This window comes from Flagellimonas sp. S3867, from assembly GCF_014698935.1.
Classification (GTDB): domain Bacteria; phylum Bacteroidota; class Bacteroidia; order Flavobacteriales; family Flavobacteriaceae; genus Flagellimonas.
In genome coordinates this window covers 205,077-223,954 of record NZ_JACVMN010000003.1, presented here as the reverse complement: position 1 = coordinate 223,954, position 18,878 = coordinate 205,077, and the positions used below count along the sequence as shown (strand labels likewise).

General features: G+C 39.7%; 16 protein-coding genes. 14 read left to right on the top strand and 2 right to left on the bottom strand.

Translation table 11 applies throughout. The features are described from left to right. Positions 1-44 precede the first annotated feature (44 nt). A complete protein-coding gene (locus IAG46_RS14440) occupies positions 45-926 on the top strand; it encodes a DUF5694 domain-containing protein (RefSeq protein WP_190811097.1) in 882 nt (293 codons plus the stop codon). Here the strand turns inward: IAG46_RS14440 and IAG46_RS14435 are convergent. After that, on the bottom strand, positions 923-1,366 hold the full coding sequence (locus tag IAG46_RS14435) for a MarR family winged helix-turn-helix transcriptional regulator (protein ID WP_190811096.1): 444 nt from the start codon (positions 1,364-1,366) through the stop codon (positions 923-925). The genes IAG46_RS14440 and IAG46_RS14435 overlap by 4 nt on opposite strands. A gap of 204 nt (positions 1,367-1,570) precedes the next feature. Here IAG46_RS14435 and hppD point away from each other — a divergent pair, with 204 nt between their 5' ends. The 5 genes from hppD (at position 1,571) to IAG46_RS14410 (ending at position 7,369) form a co-directional block, all read left to right on the top strand. Continuing rightward, entirely contained in the window at positions 1,571-2,704 is a 1,134-nt protein-coding gene (gene hppD / locus IAG46_RS14430; protein ID WP_190811095.1) for a 4-hydroxyphenylpyruvate dioxygenase, read from the top strand. 90 nt (positions 2,705-2,794) lie between these two features. Further along, positions 2,795-3,952 (top strand): homogentisate 1,2-dioxygenase, encoded by a 1,158-nt coding sequence (locus IAG46_RS14425; RefSeq protein WP_190811094.1) that lies wholly within the window; start codon positions 2,795-2,797, stop codon positions 3,950-3,952. 95 nt (positions 3,953-4,047) lie between these two features. Beyond that, the gene (gene fahA / locus IAG46_RS14420; RefSeq protein ID WP_190811093.1) at positions 4,048-5,268 is read left to right on the top strand and encodes a fumarylacetoacetase; all 1,221 of its coding nucleotides are present in this window, start codon (positions 4,048-4,050) and stop codon (positions 5,266-5,268) included. Between the two features lie 98 nt (positions 5,269-5,366). Beyond that, a complete protein-coding gene (locus tag IAG46_RS14415; protein ID WP_190811092.1) occupies positions 5,367-6,272 on the top strand; it encodes a flavin reductase family protein in 906 nt (301 codons plus the stop codon). After that, positions 6,272-7,369 carry a histidinol-phosphate transaminase gene (locus IAG46_RS14410; protein WP_190811091.1) on the top strand — a complete coding sequence of 366 codons (1,098 nt, stop codon included), beginning with the start codon at positions 6,272-6,274 and terminating at the stop codon, positions 7,367-7,369. Before IAG46_RS14415 ends, IAG46_RS14410 begins: the two co-directional genes overlap by 1 nt. A 14-nt stretch (positions 7,370-7,383) precedes the next feature. On the opposite strand, the gene IAG46_RS14405 is transcribed toward IAG46_RS14410, so the two are convergent. Next, complete coding sequence (locus IAG46_RS14405; protein WP_190811090.1) at positions 7,384-10,038, bottom strand: carbohydrate binding family 9 domain-containing protein; 2,655 nt, start codon at positions 10,036-10,038, stop codon at positions 7,384-7,386. 248 nt (positions 10,039-10,286) lie between these two features. Here IAG46_RS14405 and rplM point away from each other — a divergent pair, with 248 nt between their 5' ends. From rplM to asnS, 8 genes are all read left to right on the top strand, one after another. Further along, positions 10,287-10,742: a 50S ribosomal protein L13 gene (gene rplM, locus IAG46_RS14400; RefSeq protein ID WP_190811089.1), complete on the top strand. Its 456-nt coding sequence runs from the start codon at positions 10,287-10,289 to the stop codon at positions 10,740-10,742. Then, entirely contained in the window at positions 10,742-11,128 is a 387-nt protein-coding gene (rpsI, locus tag IAG46_RS14395; RefSeq protein ID WP_190811088.1) for a 30S ribosomal protein S9, read from the top strand. The genes rplM and rpsI overlap by 1 nt, the downstream gene beginning before the upstream one ends. Positions 11,129-11,368: 240 nt before the next feature. Then, positions 11,369-12,529: a 30S ribosomal protein S2 gene (gene rpsB / locus IAG46_RS14390; RefSeq protein WP_190811087.1), complete on the top strand. Its 1,161-nt coding sequence runs from the start codon at positions 11,369-11,371 to the stop codon at positions 12,527-12,529. 70 nt (positions 12,530-12,599) lie between these two features. Continuing rightward, complete coding sequence (tsf, locus tag IAG46_RS14385; RefSeq protein WP_190811086.1) at positions 12,600-13,424, top strand: translation elongation factor Ts; 825 nt, start codon at positions 12,600-12,602, stop codon at positions 13,422-13,424. Positions 13,425-13,565: 141 nt separating this feature from the next. Beyond that, on the top strand, positions 13,566-14,273 hold the full coding sequence (gene pyrH / locus IAG46_RS14380) for a UMP kinase (protein WP_190811085.1): 708 nt from the start codon (positions 13,566-13,568) through the stop codon (positions 14,271-14,273). Between the two features lie 42 nt (positions 14,274-14,315). After that, complete coding sequence (frr, locus tag IAG46_RS14375) at positions 14,316-14,870, top strand: ribosome recycling factor (RefSeq protein WP_190811084.1); 555 nt, start codon at positions 14,316-14,318, stop codon at positions 14,868-14,870. Between the two features lie 75 nt (positions 14,871-14,945). After that, positions 14,946-17,342, top strand: coding sequence for an RND family transporter (locus IAG46_RS14370; RefSeq protein WP_190811083.1), 2,397 nt, complete (start codon positions 14,946-14,948; stop codon positions 17,340-17,342). A 90-nt stretch (positions 17,343-17,432) separates the two neighbouring features. After that, complete coding sequence (asnS, locus tag IAG46_RS14365; RefSeq protein ID WP_190811082.1) at positions 17,433-18,866, top strand: asparagine--tRNA ligase; 1,434 nt, start codon at positions 17,433-17,435, stop codon at positions 18,864-18,866. The last annotated feature ends 12 nt before the right edge of the window (positions 18,867-18,878 follow it).

The following is an 18,878-nucleotide window of genomic DNA, read 5'->3' as shown; positions in this document are numbered from 1 at the left end:
GCTTTTTTTTGCATCTTTTAGCCATAGCTAATCAATTGACTCCTATGAACTCAAATTACAATTCACCTGCAATGGTAATTCTGTTGCTTTCCACACTTTTTTCATGGTCATGTGTTTCGGCCCAATTCAAACAACATCAATCACTTCAAAGGATTGAAAATAAACTAATGGATTATGATTCATTGACTACATCCAAAGTAATGGTTGTAGGTACTTTTCATTTTGACAAATCGGTCTTAACCGACCAAAACCAGAAATCCATTGAACAATTTATTAAAATCCTAAAAAACTATAAGCCTACTAAAATAGTTTTGGAGTGGGAACCTTCGGCCTCAGAACTGGCCAATAAAAACTATATGAGCTTCGTAGAAGATTCAGAATATATTACCAATAAAGAAAACGAAGTATATCAAATAGGATTTCGCTTGGCCAAAGCAATGCAACATCATAGGTTGTACTTTTTTGACAATCAAACCGAATTTATTGGGTCTCTTGAAAATTTCTCCTTTTCTAGTTTTGGGGAATATGCCAAAAATAATGATGCAGGCTTTTTTGATGCCCATGAAAAGAAAATTATCGTGACCCATAATCACAATCAAAAGCTTTTAAAAGAAATGTCTCTTTTAGATGAAATTGTCTTGCGTAATTCTCCACGGGCACAATACATAAATGCTCAAAGAATGCACAATTATGAAGTTAGGGTTGGCATTCAGAAAAACTGGATTGGTCCCGACTGGTTAGGTAGATGGTACAGAAGAAATGTTAGAATGCTTGCCAACGTAATCAAAATGAACGAACCTAACGATCGTATGCTGATAATTGTTGGGGATAATCATAAATGGACATTAGACATGTTGTTTGACAACACTCCTGAATTTGAGTTGGTCTCCAGCTGGGATTTTTTCAATACGACACTTAAAAATTAGGTGTGATAATTTTCCCAAATCTGGTCCAATACCTTTAAAAAGGTTTCAAATTCTTCATTATCCAAACCTTTGATGGCCTGTTTGCGCAATAGATTGGCATGAGGTTCAATGGCAGCAATCACTGCTTTTCCTTTGGAGGTCAACTGCAATTTAAAACGTTTCAGATCGCCGTCAAATCGTGTTTTAGAAATCCAACCTTTGCGTTCCAAACCTCCAATGACTCTTGATGTGGTAGCGCGGTTTCTAAAGTTGGATTTCACAATATCGGATTGGGAAACATTCTCACCCAACTGATAAATACGGTACAGAATCACCCACTGCTCAATGGTAAGGTCAATTTCCAATTCTTTGAACTTTTGTAAGTAAGCATCTTGCACCTTCCGAAGCACTAGGTCTAAATGCAAACCAATTCCCGATATTTCATCAATACGATTGAGCATATATTTATCCTTTTTGTCATGCTGAGCCTGTCGAAACATAAATGTCCGAATATCACACTTCGACAAACTCAGTGTGAAAAATACAAGCTTCACATAACAATTTTAACAACAATTTGTTCTTCTCCGCCCTAAAATCATTTCAAATTTACTATTTTTGTTGCATCAACAACAATAAATTATTTTACACTTAAAAATATAGAACCCATGGAAACATCCACACTTCCCAAATTACACGATGCAGCCAAAGATTTTATGCCCATAAATGGAACCGATTATTTGGAGCTCTATGTGAGCAATTCTAAACAGGCTGCTCATTTTTATAAAACAGCTTTTGGATTTCAATCCATGGCCTACGCTGGTTTGGAAACCGGTTTAAAAGATAGGGAAAGTTATGTGGTAGTTCAAGATAAGATTCGTCTGGTTTTGACTTCCCCTCTAAAGAGTGGAACCGATATCGGTCGTCATATTGATCAACATGGTGATGGAGTAAAAGTCGTAGCCCTTTGGGTCGATGACGCAACTTATGCCTACAACGCTGCCATGGAAAGAGGAGCCAAATCGTATATGGAACCTCAGACCGAAGAAGATAGTACTGGAAAAGTGGTCCGATCAGGCATTTACACCTATGGAGAGACGGTTCATATTTTTGTGGAACGAAAAGACTATAAAGGTGTTTTTATGCCCGGATTCAAAAAATGGGAAACTCCTGATTACAATCCTTCTTCCGTTGGATTGAAATTTGTAGATCATATGGTCGGCAATGTAGGTTGGAACCGCATGAATGAATGGGTGCATTTTTACGAAAACGTGATGGGTTTTGTGAACATCCTTTCTTTTGATGATGATGATATTTCAACCGAGTACACTGCTTTAATGAGTAAAGTGATGAGCAATGGCAATGGACGCATTAAATTCCCTATTAACGAACCTGCCGAAGGCAAGAAAAAATCTCAAGTAGAAGAGTACCTTGACTTTTACGAAGGCGAAGGAGTTCAACATATTGCCGTAGCAACAGATGATATTATATCTACTGTAAGACAATTAAAAAGTCGAGGAGTTGAATTCTTGAGAGTTCCTGATACCTATTATGATGCTGTTGCCGATCGTGTTGGAAAAATAGACGAAGACATTGCTCCTTTAAGAGAATTGGGCATATTGGTAGACCGTGATGATGAAGGCTATTTGCTTCAGATTTTCACCCGTCCAGTTGAGCCAAGACCGACTATGTTCTTTGAAATTATCCAAAGAAAGGGCGCACAATCATTTGGAAAAGGTAACTTTAAGGCACTGTTCGAAGCTATTGAGCGAGAGCAAGAGGTTCGAGGCACATTACACTAACAAGTTAAAAGTGTTGAGCTATGAGCGTTTAATCTTAAGATTGGGATTCTCAACTCATAACTCTAAACCCTTAACTCTAAACTAACAGATATGCCTATCTATCACAAACTCGGAAAAATTCCGCAGAAAAGACATACCCAGTTCTCAAAACCGGATGGAGGTCTCTACTACGAGCAGTTGTTCGGCACCATTGGCTTTGACGGGATGTCCTCATTACTTTATCAAAACCACAGGCCCACACAGGTCAAGGAAATTGGTGAGGCGATTGACATGAGACCCAAAATTGCAGTGGAAAAAAACATCACCTCAAGAAAGCTTATTGGGTTTGATGTGACTCCAAAAGATGATTTCCTGGAAGCTCGGGAACCACTTTTGGTGAACAGTGATGTTCATATTGGATTGGCCGCTCCTAAAAAATCATTGACATCTTATTTTTACAAAAATGCTGATGCCGATGAAATGCTCTTTGTTCATAAAGGGTCAGGAACGTTAAGAACCTTTGTGGGAAATATTCCATTTGAATATGGCGATTACCTGATCATTCCTCGCGGTATGATCTATCAAATTGAATTTGATACAGACGATAATCGAATTTTGTATTCGGAATCTTTTCGTCCAATTTATACGCCCAAACGATACAGAAATTGGTTTGGACAGCTGTTGGAACACTCACCCTTCTGTGAGCGCGACTACAAACTGCCTCAAGATTTGGAAACTTATGATGAGAAAGGTGACTTCTTAATCAAAGTAAAAAAGCAGGGGATGCTGCACAACATGGTTTACGCAACGCACCCATTTGATGTTGTGGGCTGGGATGGATACAATTATCCCTATGGATTTTCCATTCACAATTTTGAGCCGATAACCGGTCGAGTGCACCAACCGCCACCAGTGCACCAGACTTTTGAGACAGATGCTTATGTGATATGCTCTTTCTGTCCAAGGTTATACGATTATCATCCAAAGGCTATTCCGGCACCATACAATCATTCCAATATAGATTCAGACGAGGTGCTATACTATGTGGATGGAGATTTTATGAGCAGGACCAATATTGGGCCTGGGCATATTTCTTTGCATCCGGCGGGAATTCCTCATGGACCTCATCCCGGCACTTATGAAGCAAGCATCGGTAAAAAGGAAACTTTGGAGCTAGCTGTAATGATCGACACTTTTAAACCATTACAGGTAACCGAAAATGCCCTAAAAATTGATGATGGTAGTTACTATAAGTCATGGGTAGAGTAATTTTCCTCTATTTGTCATTCCTGCGAAGGCAGGAATCCATAATAAATGATTAACAGATAGATTCCCGCTTTCACGGGAATGACATAAAATTTAATATGATCATAAACATACCTGAAAAATCGGATTTTTCAATTCACAATATTCCCTTTGGAATTTTTTCAACATCAGACAGAAGTCCAAGAGCTGGAGTCGCTATTGGTGACCACATTCTGGATTTGGTCGCCGTGGCCGAATTGGATGTATTTGATTTCAATACAGCCGTCCTAGAGAAAGAAGTTCTTAATGATTTCATTTCTCTAGGCAAAGAGATTACGAATAAGGTTAGAAAAGATATTCAGCATTGGTTGCAAGATGAGGATTCTGTTTTGGCAGGAAAGCCAGGGCTTTTTGTCCTTCAATCAGCAGCTCAGATGCACATGCCAGTCTATATTGGGGACTACACCGATTTCTACTCCAGTATAGAGCACGCTACCAATGTGGGCACAATGTTTCGTGATCCTGCAAAAGCATTGATGCCTAACTGGAAGCACATCCCGGTTGGATATCATGGTAGAGCAAGTTCAATCGTGGTGAGCGGAGAAGATATTCTAAGACCAAAAGGACAAACACTCCCTAAGGATTCCGATACACCAATTTTTGGACCTTCACAACGATTGGATTTTGAACTTGAAATGGGTTTCATCACCGGAAAGAATACCAATCTTGGCGAATCCATTTCCACTGGCGATGCTGAAGACTATATTTTTGGCATGGTATTGCTTAACGATTGGTCAGCTCGTGATATCCAAAAATGGGAATATGTTCCATTAGGTCCGTTTTTAGCCAAAAACTTTGCATCACACATCTCTCCATGGATTATAACCTTGGAAGCTTTGGATCAATTCAGGGTTTCTGGTCCAGAACAAAATCCACAAGTGCTCCCCTATTTGGAGTTTAATGGTGAAAAAAATTATGACATCAATCTTGAGGTTGGCATAGCACCAGAAGGCACAGAAGAGCAGGTGGTTTGCCATTCCAATTTTAAATTTATGTATTGGAACATGACCCAACAGTTGGCGCACCATACCGTGAATGGATGCAACATCAATATTGGTGACCTATATGGTTCTGGCACCATCTCCGGAAAGGATGAAAATTCATACGGTTCTATGTTGGAATTGGCATGGATGGGAACCAAACCACTCAAAATGAAAGACGGGTCAGAACGCAAGTTTATTCAAGATGGGGATACTGTAATTATGAGGGGTTATGCTGAAAAAGATGGCAAGCGAGTTGGTTTTGGAGAGGTTTCCGCCAAAGTGCTTCCAGCAAAATAAGTTAAGTTTGTTCAAGCTGTCACATTGAGCGCAGACAATGGCATCTTGAACTTTTCTTTTATCTCGACGGCGCTCGATATGACAGAAAAAGCATATTCATGATCAAAACCATAGATCCAACGGCCATACCACAACCCGAATTGCACGGATATCTACTTTCCGCAGTAGCTCCGCGACCTATTTGCTTTGCAAGTACCATTGATGCTGAAGGCAATGTCAATTTGAGCCCTTTCAGTTTTTTTAACGTGTTCAGTTCAAACCCACCTGTCATGATTTTCTCTCCATCACGGAGCGGAAGGGATAATTCACTGAAACATTCACATCAAAACGTGAAAGAGGTTCCGGAGGTGGTCATCAACATCGTAGACTTTCCTTTGGTAGAGCAAATGTCACTTTCTAGCACTGCCTATGAAAAAGGGGTAAATGAATTTGTAAAATCCGGATTAACAGCGATTCCAAGTGAAAAAGTTCGACCTCCCCGCGTAGCGGAAGCTCCTGTTTCTTTTGAGTGTTCGGTAACCGAAGTAATCGAACTGGCAGATACTCCCGGAGCTGGTAATTTAATTTTGGCTAAAGTAGAGCTTATCCATATCAATTCAGATTTTTTGGATGGGGAAGGAAAACTGGACCCTCTAAAATTGGATTTGGTAGGCAGAATGGGTGGAAGTTGGTATACACGAGCAAGTGGAAATTCACTGTTCGAAATTCCGAAACCTATAAGAACCAAGGGTATTGGTGTAGATCAATTACCAGAGGGAATTAGAAATAGCAATGTACTTACCGGAAACAATCTTGGCCGATTGGGAAATATGGAACAGCTTCCAACCAATGGTGAAGTTGAAGAAATTGCCCAAGATGATGAAATCAGGATGCTCTCCAAAAAATTAAAGGATAGTCCCGAAAAACTTAAAAACGAACTCCATTGGGTAGCCCAACAAGTTTTGAATGAAAACGATACCAGAAAAGCGTTGGCCATCTTAATTTTTGCTGAACAATTAAGATAATGAGCAAGGAAATAGAATCCATTTTTAAGTCGCATTTACAACCCAAGAAAGCTTATGAAGGAGGCAAGGGCATCCCTTCCAATGGTGGGCAGAAAATCTACAAACTTTCTTCCAACGAAAATCCGTTGGGTCAATCTCCATTGGCTACCGAAGCATTGATAGCAGCTGCCAAAAATGTGCATATTTATCCTGATCAAACCGATATTCGATTACGAAATGCATTGGTAAAAGATTTCGATGGACAACTCACCGAAGATCAATTCATTTGCGGAAATAGTGGTTCGGAAATCATTGACATGATTTTGCGTGCTTTTATCAACGAAGGTGATGAGGTCATTTTTTCCAATCCATGTTTTCTGCCCTATTCCGTTTTCTCTAGATGGTACGGCGCAAAACAAGTAGATATTCCCTTAAGGGAACCTGATTATTCGTTGGATGTGGAAGGGATCTTGGCTTCCATAACTGACCGAACAAAAATTATTTTTCTCACCAGTCCCAATAATCCAACGGGGACATACATCCCAAGACCAGTTCTTGATGACTTTTTATCCCGAATCCCTAAAAATATAGTGGTGGTACTGGATGAGGTCTATCGTCATTTTGCAGATGCTGAGGATTATGTTTCGGGCTTGCCATATGTACAAGAAGGTCATAGCCTAATTGCCATCAACAGTTTTTCAAAAACTTATGGTTTGGCTGGTCAACGTATAGGGTATTGCTACACCACCTTAAAAATTGCGCAATACATTAGACAAATCCATAAACCCTTTTTGCTGCCACACACCTCAACAGAGGCTGCCATTGGCGCCTTAAATGATGTTGAATTTATCCAAAAAACGGTAAGAACAGTGCTGGAAGGCCGTGAGTTTCTTGCCGAAACTTTTGACAGACTTGGTATAAAGTACTGGCCCACACAAGCAAACTTCTTTTTGGTCGACCCTCCACTACCAGAATTGGAATTTGCCGATTTCTTAATGAAACATGGGGTTATGGTGAGGCCTGTCTCTCAATTTGGCGCCCCTGGAAAAGTACGAATCACTATCGGAGATCAAGAAGCCAATAAAGCTTTGGTCGCTGCACTGGAAAAACTTACTTGATTTCTTTTCAGCTTTTATAAAACAAATCGATAGGTTGCCTTTAGCAAGAAAATGTTTTGAGGTTTTTGACCAAATATATTATCTCCCAAACTGGACAACAATCCATCTGATGGGTCTCCATCTTGTGAAACATCCTGCGACCAAACCAGAAAAATCTCAGATCCCGGTATATACTCCCAACGTATGACCAAATTGGAACGGAACTGGACAAAGGAAAAATCTGGGTTATCAAAACTGAAATCTTCAGTTCCGTTTAAGTCTTCATCAATGGAATACGAATCATCTGCAAAGGTTACTTGGTCACCTGCATACGATTGGAGTCTATCGTCAAATCGTTTTGCCGTCGGATTTGCTATATGCTTAAAGTTGGAATATCGTCCTCTTGAAATAAAGGGTTGGCCCCAATATTGAATGGTTAAGTTGGGATTAATGGTATAATTCAACCGGAAAGACATGCTTAAGGTTCGCTGTTCAATCTGTCCATTAAGATATCGAGGCGACCCATTTACATCATCAAAATTATCAATGAACTGTAATTTATCATTGTTGGTACTTAAAGAGGGAAAAGCAGAAACACGTAATGCATTTATGGGTTGATAGGTCACTCCGGCCTCAATATAATAGAACCGGTACGAATTGTCAAAAGCCTTGTTCCCCCGCTGAAACATACTAAACCGCAACTTTTTTCTTCGGTCTGTACTAACACTATTCCACATATTGATTCCGGAAGACTGCCTCAGCCTTGGACCTCCTCTCAATGCAAAATTGGAATATTGTATCGGGGAATAGGTTGCCCCCAAGTTGGAAAACCAGTTGTTTTTCCAGTTTTGCCAGCTGTTGGTGTTAAACCGCAACACATTATGATTGCCGTTAAAATCCCATGCGCTCCAATGATTGTAATTGATTCCAACCCTTCTAAATGTACTATCTGGTTTCAAAGTTTGATAGCCAATCCATGTATAATGACGAATGTCGTCGGCCTGTCTTTGAAAACCAATATCGTTTAACTCCAGTTCCGGAGAACGCCAGGTAGCACCAGATTCAAACTTCCAATGCCCATTACCAACCTTTCCAATTTGAAAATTACCTCCACTCCCCGCCAAAGAAGTTCTGGTAGAATCCAGCTCTACGTGGTCGGCACCAACACGCTGAAAGAGATGTGTTATAGATTCTTGGGTATTTTTAATAGCCTCCTCGCTCCCACTCACACGGCTAAAAGTTATATTGCCACCCACGTACCAATCACGTTCGTTCCATTGATGTTTGAAATCTAATCCTCCCGTGAAGGCTGATTTGTGAAGAAATTCCAATTCTTGGGTCAAATTATCGCGATTTGTGGCCGTAAAGATTCCTCCGATATATGAATTTCGATTATTGAAATCTTTTTGAAGCCTTCCTACAAAGTAATTTGTCAAAGGTTCCACTACTTCCCTTCGCTCTTCTCCTGCTTCATTTCGTATGAGGGCATATTTTTTTGCTGTAACACTTTCCAATACACCTATCGCCCAACCATCTTTGGTTTTGCCACTAAACTTTGCCGCACCAATAATGGGTGTATTGTCTGGTTGGTCTACAAATTCATTGTCACCTGTGTCAGGTGACCCTTGCGGACTCCTTCCAATTCTTCTTGAGTAGAATATATTGTCAAAACCAAATGTATCCCCAGCTTCAGATCGAGAAACCCTGAAATCAAAAATGTTCTTGTTTTCAACAAAAAAGGGCCGCTGTTCTCTAAAGAATATCTGAAATCCATCCAAAGCAATCGCAGATGGGTCCGCTTCAACTTGCCCAAAATCGGGATTCACTGTTAGATCTAGAGTCAAATCATTAGTGATACCAATTTTGGCATCGAGTCCAACAGTGATATCATTTTCATTCCCATCCCTAAAAGGATTTCCATCTTCAGCTTCATAAGTTTCAGCACTCGTTACGGTATAAGGTTGAATTTCCAACTGGTTTTGTGGCTCTATATGTTTTAGACCATGTAGTTCTCCAAATTCACTGACCCAGCCCGGAGTATCTATGGGTTTTCGCTGCCAAAGCGAACGTTCTTCGGCCCTAAAAAATCTTCGTGTAGACTGCAGCCCCCAGACTTGTTCATCTTCTTTTCCAAATTTCAGTTGACTCAGTGGGATTCGCAATTCTGCGGTCCAGCCCTCCTCATCAACATTGGTTTTGGTATACCATATTGGATTCCAACTTTCATCCCAATTGTTTCCGTTATTGGAAACAAACTCGTCACCTTTTACGCCGGCTGCCGTAACACTAAATGAGAACGAAGTTCTCTTATCGTGATAGCTGTCTATATTAAACTCAATCCAATCGCCTTCAAAACCGTCTCTTCTTGATAATCGTTTTACAATTTTATCTGGTTCGGCATCGAAACACCTAACTCCTATATATAGATTCTTACTATCGTAAACAATTTTAAATTTGGTTTGATGGCTTGGGGGCGTATTTTCGTCAGGTTGAAATTCGATATAATCCCCCGCCCACTCCACAAGATTCCATGCCTTATCATTCAAAAGTCCATCAACCACTGGCGGCAAGGTCTGCTCAATTGATTTGGTCACATAAATCTTTTTACGAATGACCTCAGTAGAATCCTGCGCACCTGTAGTATTGTTTATAAATAAAATAAGCGTGAAGAAAATGATTAGGTTTTTCACTATATCCGTTTTTTGATTTGATTAGCCACATTAAAGACCAGCAAAAATGTGAACCGTTACACCTCCTTATAAATTTCAGCCATTTTTTAACATTAAGTGTTCAAAAAGCCGTTGCACTATTTTGGCTTAAAGGGACGAATAGAAAAAGTAAAAAAATTCCAAATCAACCATTTGTAATTCAATCTAATAATTGTACATTTGCAGCCCGTTTATCGGGATAGGTTATTTAAATCAATAATATTCTAGAAGTGGACACATTAAGTTATAAGACTATTTCTGCCAATAAATCTACCGTTGACAAACAATGGTTGTTGGTTGACGCTGAGGGACAAACGCTAGGGAGATTGGCATCGAAAGTAGCTAAGTTGCTTAGAGGAAAACATAAACCCAATTTTACTCCCCATGTTGATTGTGGCGATAATATTATCGTTATCAATGCGGAGAAAATCAATCTATCTGGCAACAAATGGGAGGATAAGGAGTATTTGAGATACACTGGGTATCCGGGTGGACAACGTTCTACTTCGGCCAAGGAATTGTTGAGCAGGCAACCTGAGCGCATTATTGAAAAATCCGTTAAGGGAATGCTTCCAAAAAACAGATTGGGAGCTGATTTGTTCAGAAACCTAAAAGTATATGCAGGTTCTGAACACGGTCAAGAAGCACAAAAACCAAAAGCAATAAACTTAAACGACTACAAATAATGGAAGTGGTTCATAAGATTGGTAGAAGAAAAACTGCTGTGGCAAGGGTATATGTTTCCGAAGGAAAAGGAAACATTACCATCAACAAAAAAGATTTAAAAGAGTACTTTACTACGGCTACATTGCAATATAAGGTTAAGCAACCTTTTGCTTTGACAGATTCTGAGGATATTTACGATGTTAAAGTAAATGTATTTGGTGGTGGAATCACTGGTCAGGCAGAAGCGGTTCGTTTAGCTTTGTCAAGGGCAATGTGTGAAATAAATGAAGAGAACAGAACTGTTCTTAAGCCTGAAGGTTTGTTAACAAGAGACCCAAGAATGGTGGAAAGAAAGAAATTCGGACAGAAGAAAGCCCGTAAGAAATTCCAGTTCTCTAAACGTTAATATCATACCGGATCTATTTTCGGTATCTATTATAAAATATCCTGAACTCGTTTTAGGATTAAGTTCATTGAAAACCCTGAAAAATTTCAGGGTTAAATTTTTAACCAAGTTGTCGTTGTTCCAAAGAGCAAAAAATCGACTTTTTGGAATTTAGTTTAGCATCTAAATGGGTAGGGCGCGCAAAGTTTGCAACCACCAATCCATTGCTAATACAACGGAACGTAAACTAATTACAAGAAAATGGCAAGTAAAATTGAAGTCAAAGACTTACTAGAAGCAGGTGTACATTTTGGACACCTAACAAGAAAGTGGAACCCGAACATGTCTCCTTACATCTACATGGAGCGTAACGGAATACACGTAATCAATCTCTACAAAACTGTAGCAAAAATTGAAGAGGCCAACGAGGCTCTCAAAAAAATTGCTGCATCTGGAAGAAAAATTCTTTTTGTAGCTACAAAAAAACAAGCAAAGGATATTGTTGCAGAAAAAGTATCCAATGTAAACATGCCCTACATCACTGAAAGATGGCCAGGTGGTATGTTGACCAACTTTGTTACCATTCGTAAAGCTGTTAAGAAAATGGCTGCTATCGATCGTATGAAAAAGGATGGTACATTCAACACCCTTTCCAAAAAAGAAAGATTGCAAGTTGATCGTTTGCGTGCCAAGTTGGAGAAAAACTTAGGTTCCATTGCAGACATGACCCGTTTGCCAGGTGCCATCTTTATCGTGGATACCATGCGCGAGCATATTGCGGTAAAAGAGGCCCAAAAATTGAAAATTCCAATTTTTGCAATGGTGGATACCAACTCTGACCCTAGACCAATTGACTATGTGATTCCTGCAAATGACGATGCTGGTAAATCCATTGAAGCCATCATGACGGAAGTTACCCAAGCTGTAGCTGAAGGCCTAGCCGAACGTAAGAGCGAAAAACAAGAAGAAAAAGCCGCTGAAACCAAAGAAGCTCCTGCAAAAGAAGCACCCGCTAAAGCAGAAGCAGCGCCGGTAGCCGAAAAGCCTACTGCTGAGGAAAAGCCAAAAACAGCTGCTAAGGAACCTGCCGCCAAGAAAGAAGCCGTTGCAGAGGTCAAGGATGAACCAAAAAAGGAAACACCTAAGCCCGCTAAAGCAAAAGCTGCCAAAGCCGATGATTTGACCAAAATTGAAGGTGCTGGACCAAAAGCTGCTGAAGCATTGGTGAACAGTGGGATAGATACTTTTGCAAAATTGGCAAAAGCTGACCCAGAAAAAATTAAAGAAACCTTGACCGAGGCGAGTTCAAGAATGGCTCATTTGGATCCTACCTCTTGGCCAAAGCAAGCTCAAATGGCTGCTGATGGAAATTGGGATGAACTAAAAGAATGGCAAGAAAACGCCAAAGGTGGAGTTGAGTAAACCAACCCTGATTTAAAACAAAACACTCTTTGGGTGTTTTACTTTATACAAATATTTAAATAGAGAAAAAATGGCAAAGATTACCGCCGCAGAAGTAAATAAATTAAGAAAGAGTACCGGAGCTGGCATGATGGATTGCAAAAATGCTTTGGTTGAGGCTGATGGTGATTTTGATAAGGCAATTGAAATCCTTAGGAAAAAGGGTCAGAAAGTAGCTGCTAAAAGAGCGGATAGAGATTCCTCTGAAGGTGCTGCTATCGCAAAAGTAAATGCTGACAATTCTACTGGAGTTATCATCTCATTGAATTGTGAAACAGATTTTGTAGCCAAAAATGAGAGCTTTATAACACTTGCGAACGATTTGGCCGAACTTGCTCTAGGCTTTGACAACAAAGATGCTTTTCTAGCCGCTTCGTTCAATGGGCTGACAGTTGCAGAAAAACTTACCGAGCAAACCGGAGTAATTGGTGAAAAAATTGAAATCGGAGGTTTTGAAAAATTGAACGCTCCTTTTGTAGGATCATATATTCACGCCGGAAACAAAATTGCCACTTTAGTTGGTTTATCAGCTGCCGTTGATGGTGCTGCCACTGTCGCTAAGGATGTTGCAATGCAAGCTGCCGCCATGAATCCGGTTGCCTTGAATGAAGAAGGTGTTGATCAATCGGTTATTGACAAAGAAATTGAGATTGCCAAAGACCAATTACGTCAAGAAGGTAAGCCAGAAGCAATGCTGGATAATATTGCCAAAGGAAAGCTAAAGCGTTTCTTTAAGGACAATACTTTGGTTAATCAAGCTTTTATCAAAGACAGCAAGCAAAATGTTACCCAATATGTGAAATCTGTGGATTCTAATCTGGAAGTTACAGGATTCTCAAGAGTTGCTTTGGGATAACAACAAGCAAATCAAAACAATAAAAAACCATCCTTTAAGGGATGGTTTTTTTTGTTCATATATTCTTCAAAATCATCTTGAATACAGGCATTCAGTCGTAAATAATTTTGATTATTTTTGTCCGGACTTCAACATATCTCAATGCAATACAAAAGAATTTTATTAAAGTTAAGTGGAGAAGCCTTAATGGGCGAACAACAATACGGAATTGACGCCCATAGACTTTCGGAATATGCCGAAGATATCAAGGCCGTAATTGAAAAAGGCATTGAGGTCGCGATTGTAATCGGAGGGGGTAATATTTTTAGAGGACTTTCCGGTGCCAGTCAAGGTATGGATCGTGTACAAGGAGATCATATGGGCATGCTGGCCACAGTAATCAATGGTCTGGCATTACAAAGTGCCTTGGAGCTACAAGGAGTTGAAACAAGATTACAATCAGCCATTAAAATCAATGAAGTTGCAGAGCCCTTTATTCGTCGAAGAGCCATTCGTCATTTGGAAAAAGGTAGAGTTGTAATTTTTGGTGGTGGTACCGGAAACCCATATTTCACAACAGATTCCGCCGCCGTACTACGAGCGATTGAAGTAAAGGCAGATGTTATCCTAAAAGGAACCCGGGTCGACGGCATATACACCTCTGACCCTGAAAAAGATAAAACAGCCACCAAATTTGACAGTATTTCCTTTAACGATGTGCTTTCAAAAGGACTTAAGGTAATGGATACCACAGCGTTTACGCTAAGTCAAGAAAACGAACTTCCCATTGTTGTTTTTGACATGAACACAAGAGGAAATCTTATGAAAATAGTTTCAGGCGAAAATATAGGAACCGTTGTCAATGTTTAAGTTGGCATATAGTTTGATTGCAGCAAATAAAGTTTTAAAATTATGGAAGAAGAAGTAAGCTTTATACTAGATAGTACCAAAGAAAGTATGGAAGGTAGTATTTCCCATCTCGAAAAGGCTTTGGTGAAAATTCGAGCAGGAAAAGCAAGTCCTGTTATGTTGTCAACCGTTATGATAGAATATTACGGTTCAGTGACTCCACTGTCTCAGGTTTCCAACATCAACACGCCAGATGCCAGAACCATTTCGGTGCAACCTTGGGAGAAAAATATCCTTCCAGATATCGAAACGGCCATCATGAATTCCAATTTAGGATTCAATCCGATGAATAATGGGGAAATGATCATCATTAATGTTCCCCCATTAACAGAAGAGCGAAGAATTCAATTGGTAAAACAAGCAAAATCGGAAGCAGAAGACGCCAAAGTAAGTATTCGAAGTGCCCGACAAGAAGCCAATAAGGATCTCAAAGCACTTGAAATATCCGAAGATCGTCAGAAGAATGCAGAAGTTGACATCCAAGAACTTACTGACACTTACAGCAATAAAGTCGATTCAATCTTAGAGGTTAAGGAAACAGAAATAATGAAGGTTTAACCTTTCAATAGATCAATTTGCTTTCCCTAGGAACACAACCGATCATTTTCTACCTTTGCGCCCAATAAAACCGGTATGGTAGCTAAGCTTACTAAAGGATTTTGGCCAAAGGTCGCTCGCATAATTTTAAGAAATAGAATTCTTATCCTACTTTGCGTTGCCGCATGTACGGTTTTTTTAGGTCTTCAATGGAAACATATGCGGTTTTCCAATACCGAGGCCAACATACTTCCTGATGATCATCCCGCCACAATTCAATACAATACATTTAAGAACATTTTTGGCGAAGAAGGCAATGCCATAGTACTTGGTGTCCGCGATTCCTCTTTGTTCACTCCCAGCAAGTTCAATCGTTGGAATAAATTGAGCAAACAGTTAGAAGCTTTTCCTGAAATAGATTTTGTGGTATCTACGGAAAACCTAAAAGTATTGGTTAAAGACGATGAGCAACAAGCTTTTGTTATGGTACCCTTTATTGATAAAGCTCCAAAGACCAAAAACGAAGTGGATCAGCTCAAGAACCACCTTTTTAATGAACTTCCGTTCTATGATAATCTTATCTATAATGCAGAAAGTGGAACCCTCCAGACCATTGCTTATATAGATAAGGATATTATGAACACCACCGTTCGAAATGAGTTTATTTTGAACGATCTTGCCGATTTGGTCAAGAACTTCGAAGAAGAGACCAATCTCGATGTCCATGTTTCCGGCATGCCCTATATTCGAACTTGGAATGCCAAGTCCATTGTAGATGAGATTGGGCTATTTGTTGGTGCGGCCCTACTGGTAACATCAATTATTTTCTTTTTCTTTTTCCGGAGCTTCAGAGCCACTCTGATTTCCATGTGCGTAGTCATAATTGGAGTGATGTGGGCCTTAGGCATTTTGGGATTGTTTCAATTTGAAATTACCATTCTAACAGCTTTGATTCCACCTTTGATTATTGTAATTGGAATTCCCAACTGTGTTTTCTTGATCAACAAATATCAACAAGAGGTCAAAAAACATGGAAACCAAGCCCTTTCATTGCAGCGAGTCATTTCTAAAATTGGAAATGCCACATTAATGACCAATATTACTACGGCCTCAGGATTCGCAACATTTATAATTTTGGATAGCGACCTCCTACGAGAGTTTGGTATTGTAGCCTCGGTCAACATCTTGTGCATTTTTATTCTATCATTATTGATAATTCCTATTCTCTACAGTTTTATGCCGCTTCCAAAAACGAAGCATCTAAAACATTTGAACAAAAAATGGATCGACCTTTTTGTGAATTGGATGGAACGTATGGTAAGACACCATAGAATCGGAGTTTATATTACTTCTGTAGTAATTCTGATTTTAAGTATTATAGGCATCTATCAAATCGAAATTACAGGAAGTCGGATTGAAGACCTGCCCAAAAACACCCATTATTTTAAGGATATCCGCTTTTTTGAGGAGGAATTCGATGGTATAATGCCCATGGAAATTGTGGTTGACACCAAACGTAAAAATGGTGCTTCAAAACCTGCCACCTTGAAAAAAATGGATCGTTTGGGCGCAATAATCGAGGAGACACCAGAGCTCTCAAAACCCGTATCATTGGTCAATCTGGTCAAATATTCCAAACAAGCCTTTTACAACGGGATTCCTAAATATTATCAACTGCCCACTTCCCAAGAGAACACCTTTATTATGGATGTTGTTCGAAAATCGGAAAATGATGGTGATCTTTTGGAAAGTTTTGTTGACAGCACTGGCCAAACTGCCCGGGTAACTACTTTTATGCGCGATGTAAAGATTGACCGTATGGAAGAAATTGAACAGGACATGCAACAGGCCATTGCAAAAATTTTCCCTTCCGAAAGATTTAATGTATTTATGACCGGCAAGGCCCTGCTTTTCCTAAAAGGAACCAAGTATTTAGTAAAAAATCTGATGCTCTCACTCGCACTGGCCATTGGTTTGATTTCCTTATTTATGGCCTATCTGTTCCGTTCGTTCCGAATGATCATCATTTCACTTGTGCCCAACCTTTTACCCTTGGTAATCACTGCCGGGTTAATGGGATATTTGGGAGTTCCCATAAAACCTTCCACTATCCTGGTATTTAGTATCGCCTTTGGCATCTCTGTGGATGACACCATACACTTTTTAGCGAAATACAGGCAAGAACTGGCCACACATAAATGGCATATTAAAAGATCGGTTTATGCCGCACTCCGTGAAACAGGGGTGAGCATGTTCTATACTTCCATTGTGCTTTTCTTTGGATTCTCGGTTTTTATCATTTCAAGTTTTGGTGGCACCAAAGCTTTGGGAGGATTGGTCTCTGCAACATTACTTTTTGCAATGTTGGCAAATTTAATTTTGTTGCCTTCCCTGCTCCTTTCATTGGAACGCAATATTGCCAACAAACAAGTCCTCAAAAAACCACAAATCGATATTTTACCCAAAGAAGAGGACAATATCAAAGACAAATAGTACTTTGATCAGGTATAAATATACCCTTGGTATTGCCTTCATATTTCATCAAAAAGCTATCTTTACCGCTTAATTTCAGGACAAATTAAAATGAGCTCTTATTCCATAAAAGAATTGCTTAAAAAGCAACCAGTAGGAGAAAATGTAGAAGTGAACGGATGGGTGAAAACCTTCCGAAGCAATAGATTTATTGCGTTGAATGACGGTTCTACCATTCACAATTTGCAATGCGTTGTCGATTTTGAAAATTTTGATGAAGATTTGCTAAAGCAAGTATCAACCGGAGCAGCTTTGAAAGTTACCGGCACACTGGTAGAAAGTCAAGGAAGAGGACAGAACATTGAAATTCAAGCTACTGACGTTTTTGTTCATGGAGCCGCAGATCCGGAAACCTATCCAATTCAACCCAAAAAACACTCTTTGGAGTTTTTGCGGGAAAAAGCACACCTTAGAGTACGCACCAATACCTTTTCAGCAGTGATGCGGGTCCGGTCCACTTTGGCTTTTGCCATACACAACTATTTTCAGCAAAACGGATTCTATTATATGCATGCCCCAATTGTAACGGGTTCCGATGCAGAAGGCGCAGGCGAAATGTTCAGAGTAAGCACTTTGGACCCAAAGAGTCCTACGTTGAATGCCAATAACGAAGTAGATTATACCGAAGATTTCTTTGGAAAAGAAACCAATCTAACCGTTTCAGGGCAATTGGAAGCAGAGACCTATGCCATGGGATTAGGTAAAGTGTATACATTTGGCCCCACATTTAGGGCAGAGAACTCCAATACCTCCAGACATCTAGCCGAATTTTGGATGGTAGAACCTGAAGTGGCCTTTAATGATCTTGATGCCAACATGGATTTGGCAGAAGATTTCATTAAATCGATAGCTCAATATGTTTTGGACCATTGTGAAGATGATCTTCAATTTCTAGAAAAACGTCTTTTGGATGAGGAAAAAACCAAACCCCAAAATGAGCGTTCGGACATGTCCCTTATTGAAAAGTTGAAATTTGTGGTTGACAATAATTTTAAACGGGTCTCCTACACCGAAGCTATCGATATATTAAAGAACAGTAAGCCCAATAAAAAGAAGAAATTCCAGTTTCTTATTAACGAATGGGGAGCCGACCTACAAAGTGAACATGAACGCTTTTTAGTGGAGAAACATTTTAAATGTCCCGTAATTCTTTTTGATTATCCAGCGAATATCAAAGCATTTTATATGCGATTGAACGAAGATGGAAAAACGGTTAGGGCCATGGACGTATTGTTTCCCGGAATTGGTGAAATCGCTGGTGGATCTCAGCGTGAAGAACGGTTAGAAGTGTTGCAACAGAAAATCAAGGACCTGGATATCGATGAAAAGGAACTATGGTGGTATTTAGATCTTCGTCGATTTGGAACCGCTGTCCATAGTGGATTTGGACTCGGATTTGAGCGTATGGTACAGTTTGCCACCGGAATGGGTAATATAAGAGATGTAATACCATACCCAAGAACTCCGCAGAACGCAGAGTTTTAAATTGAATTCTTA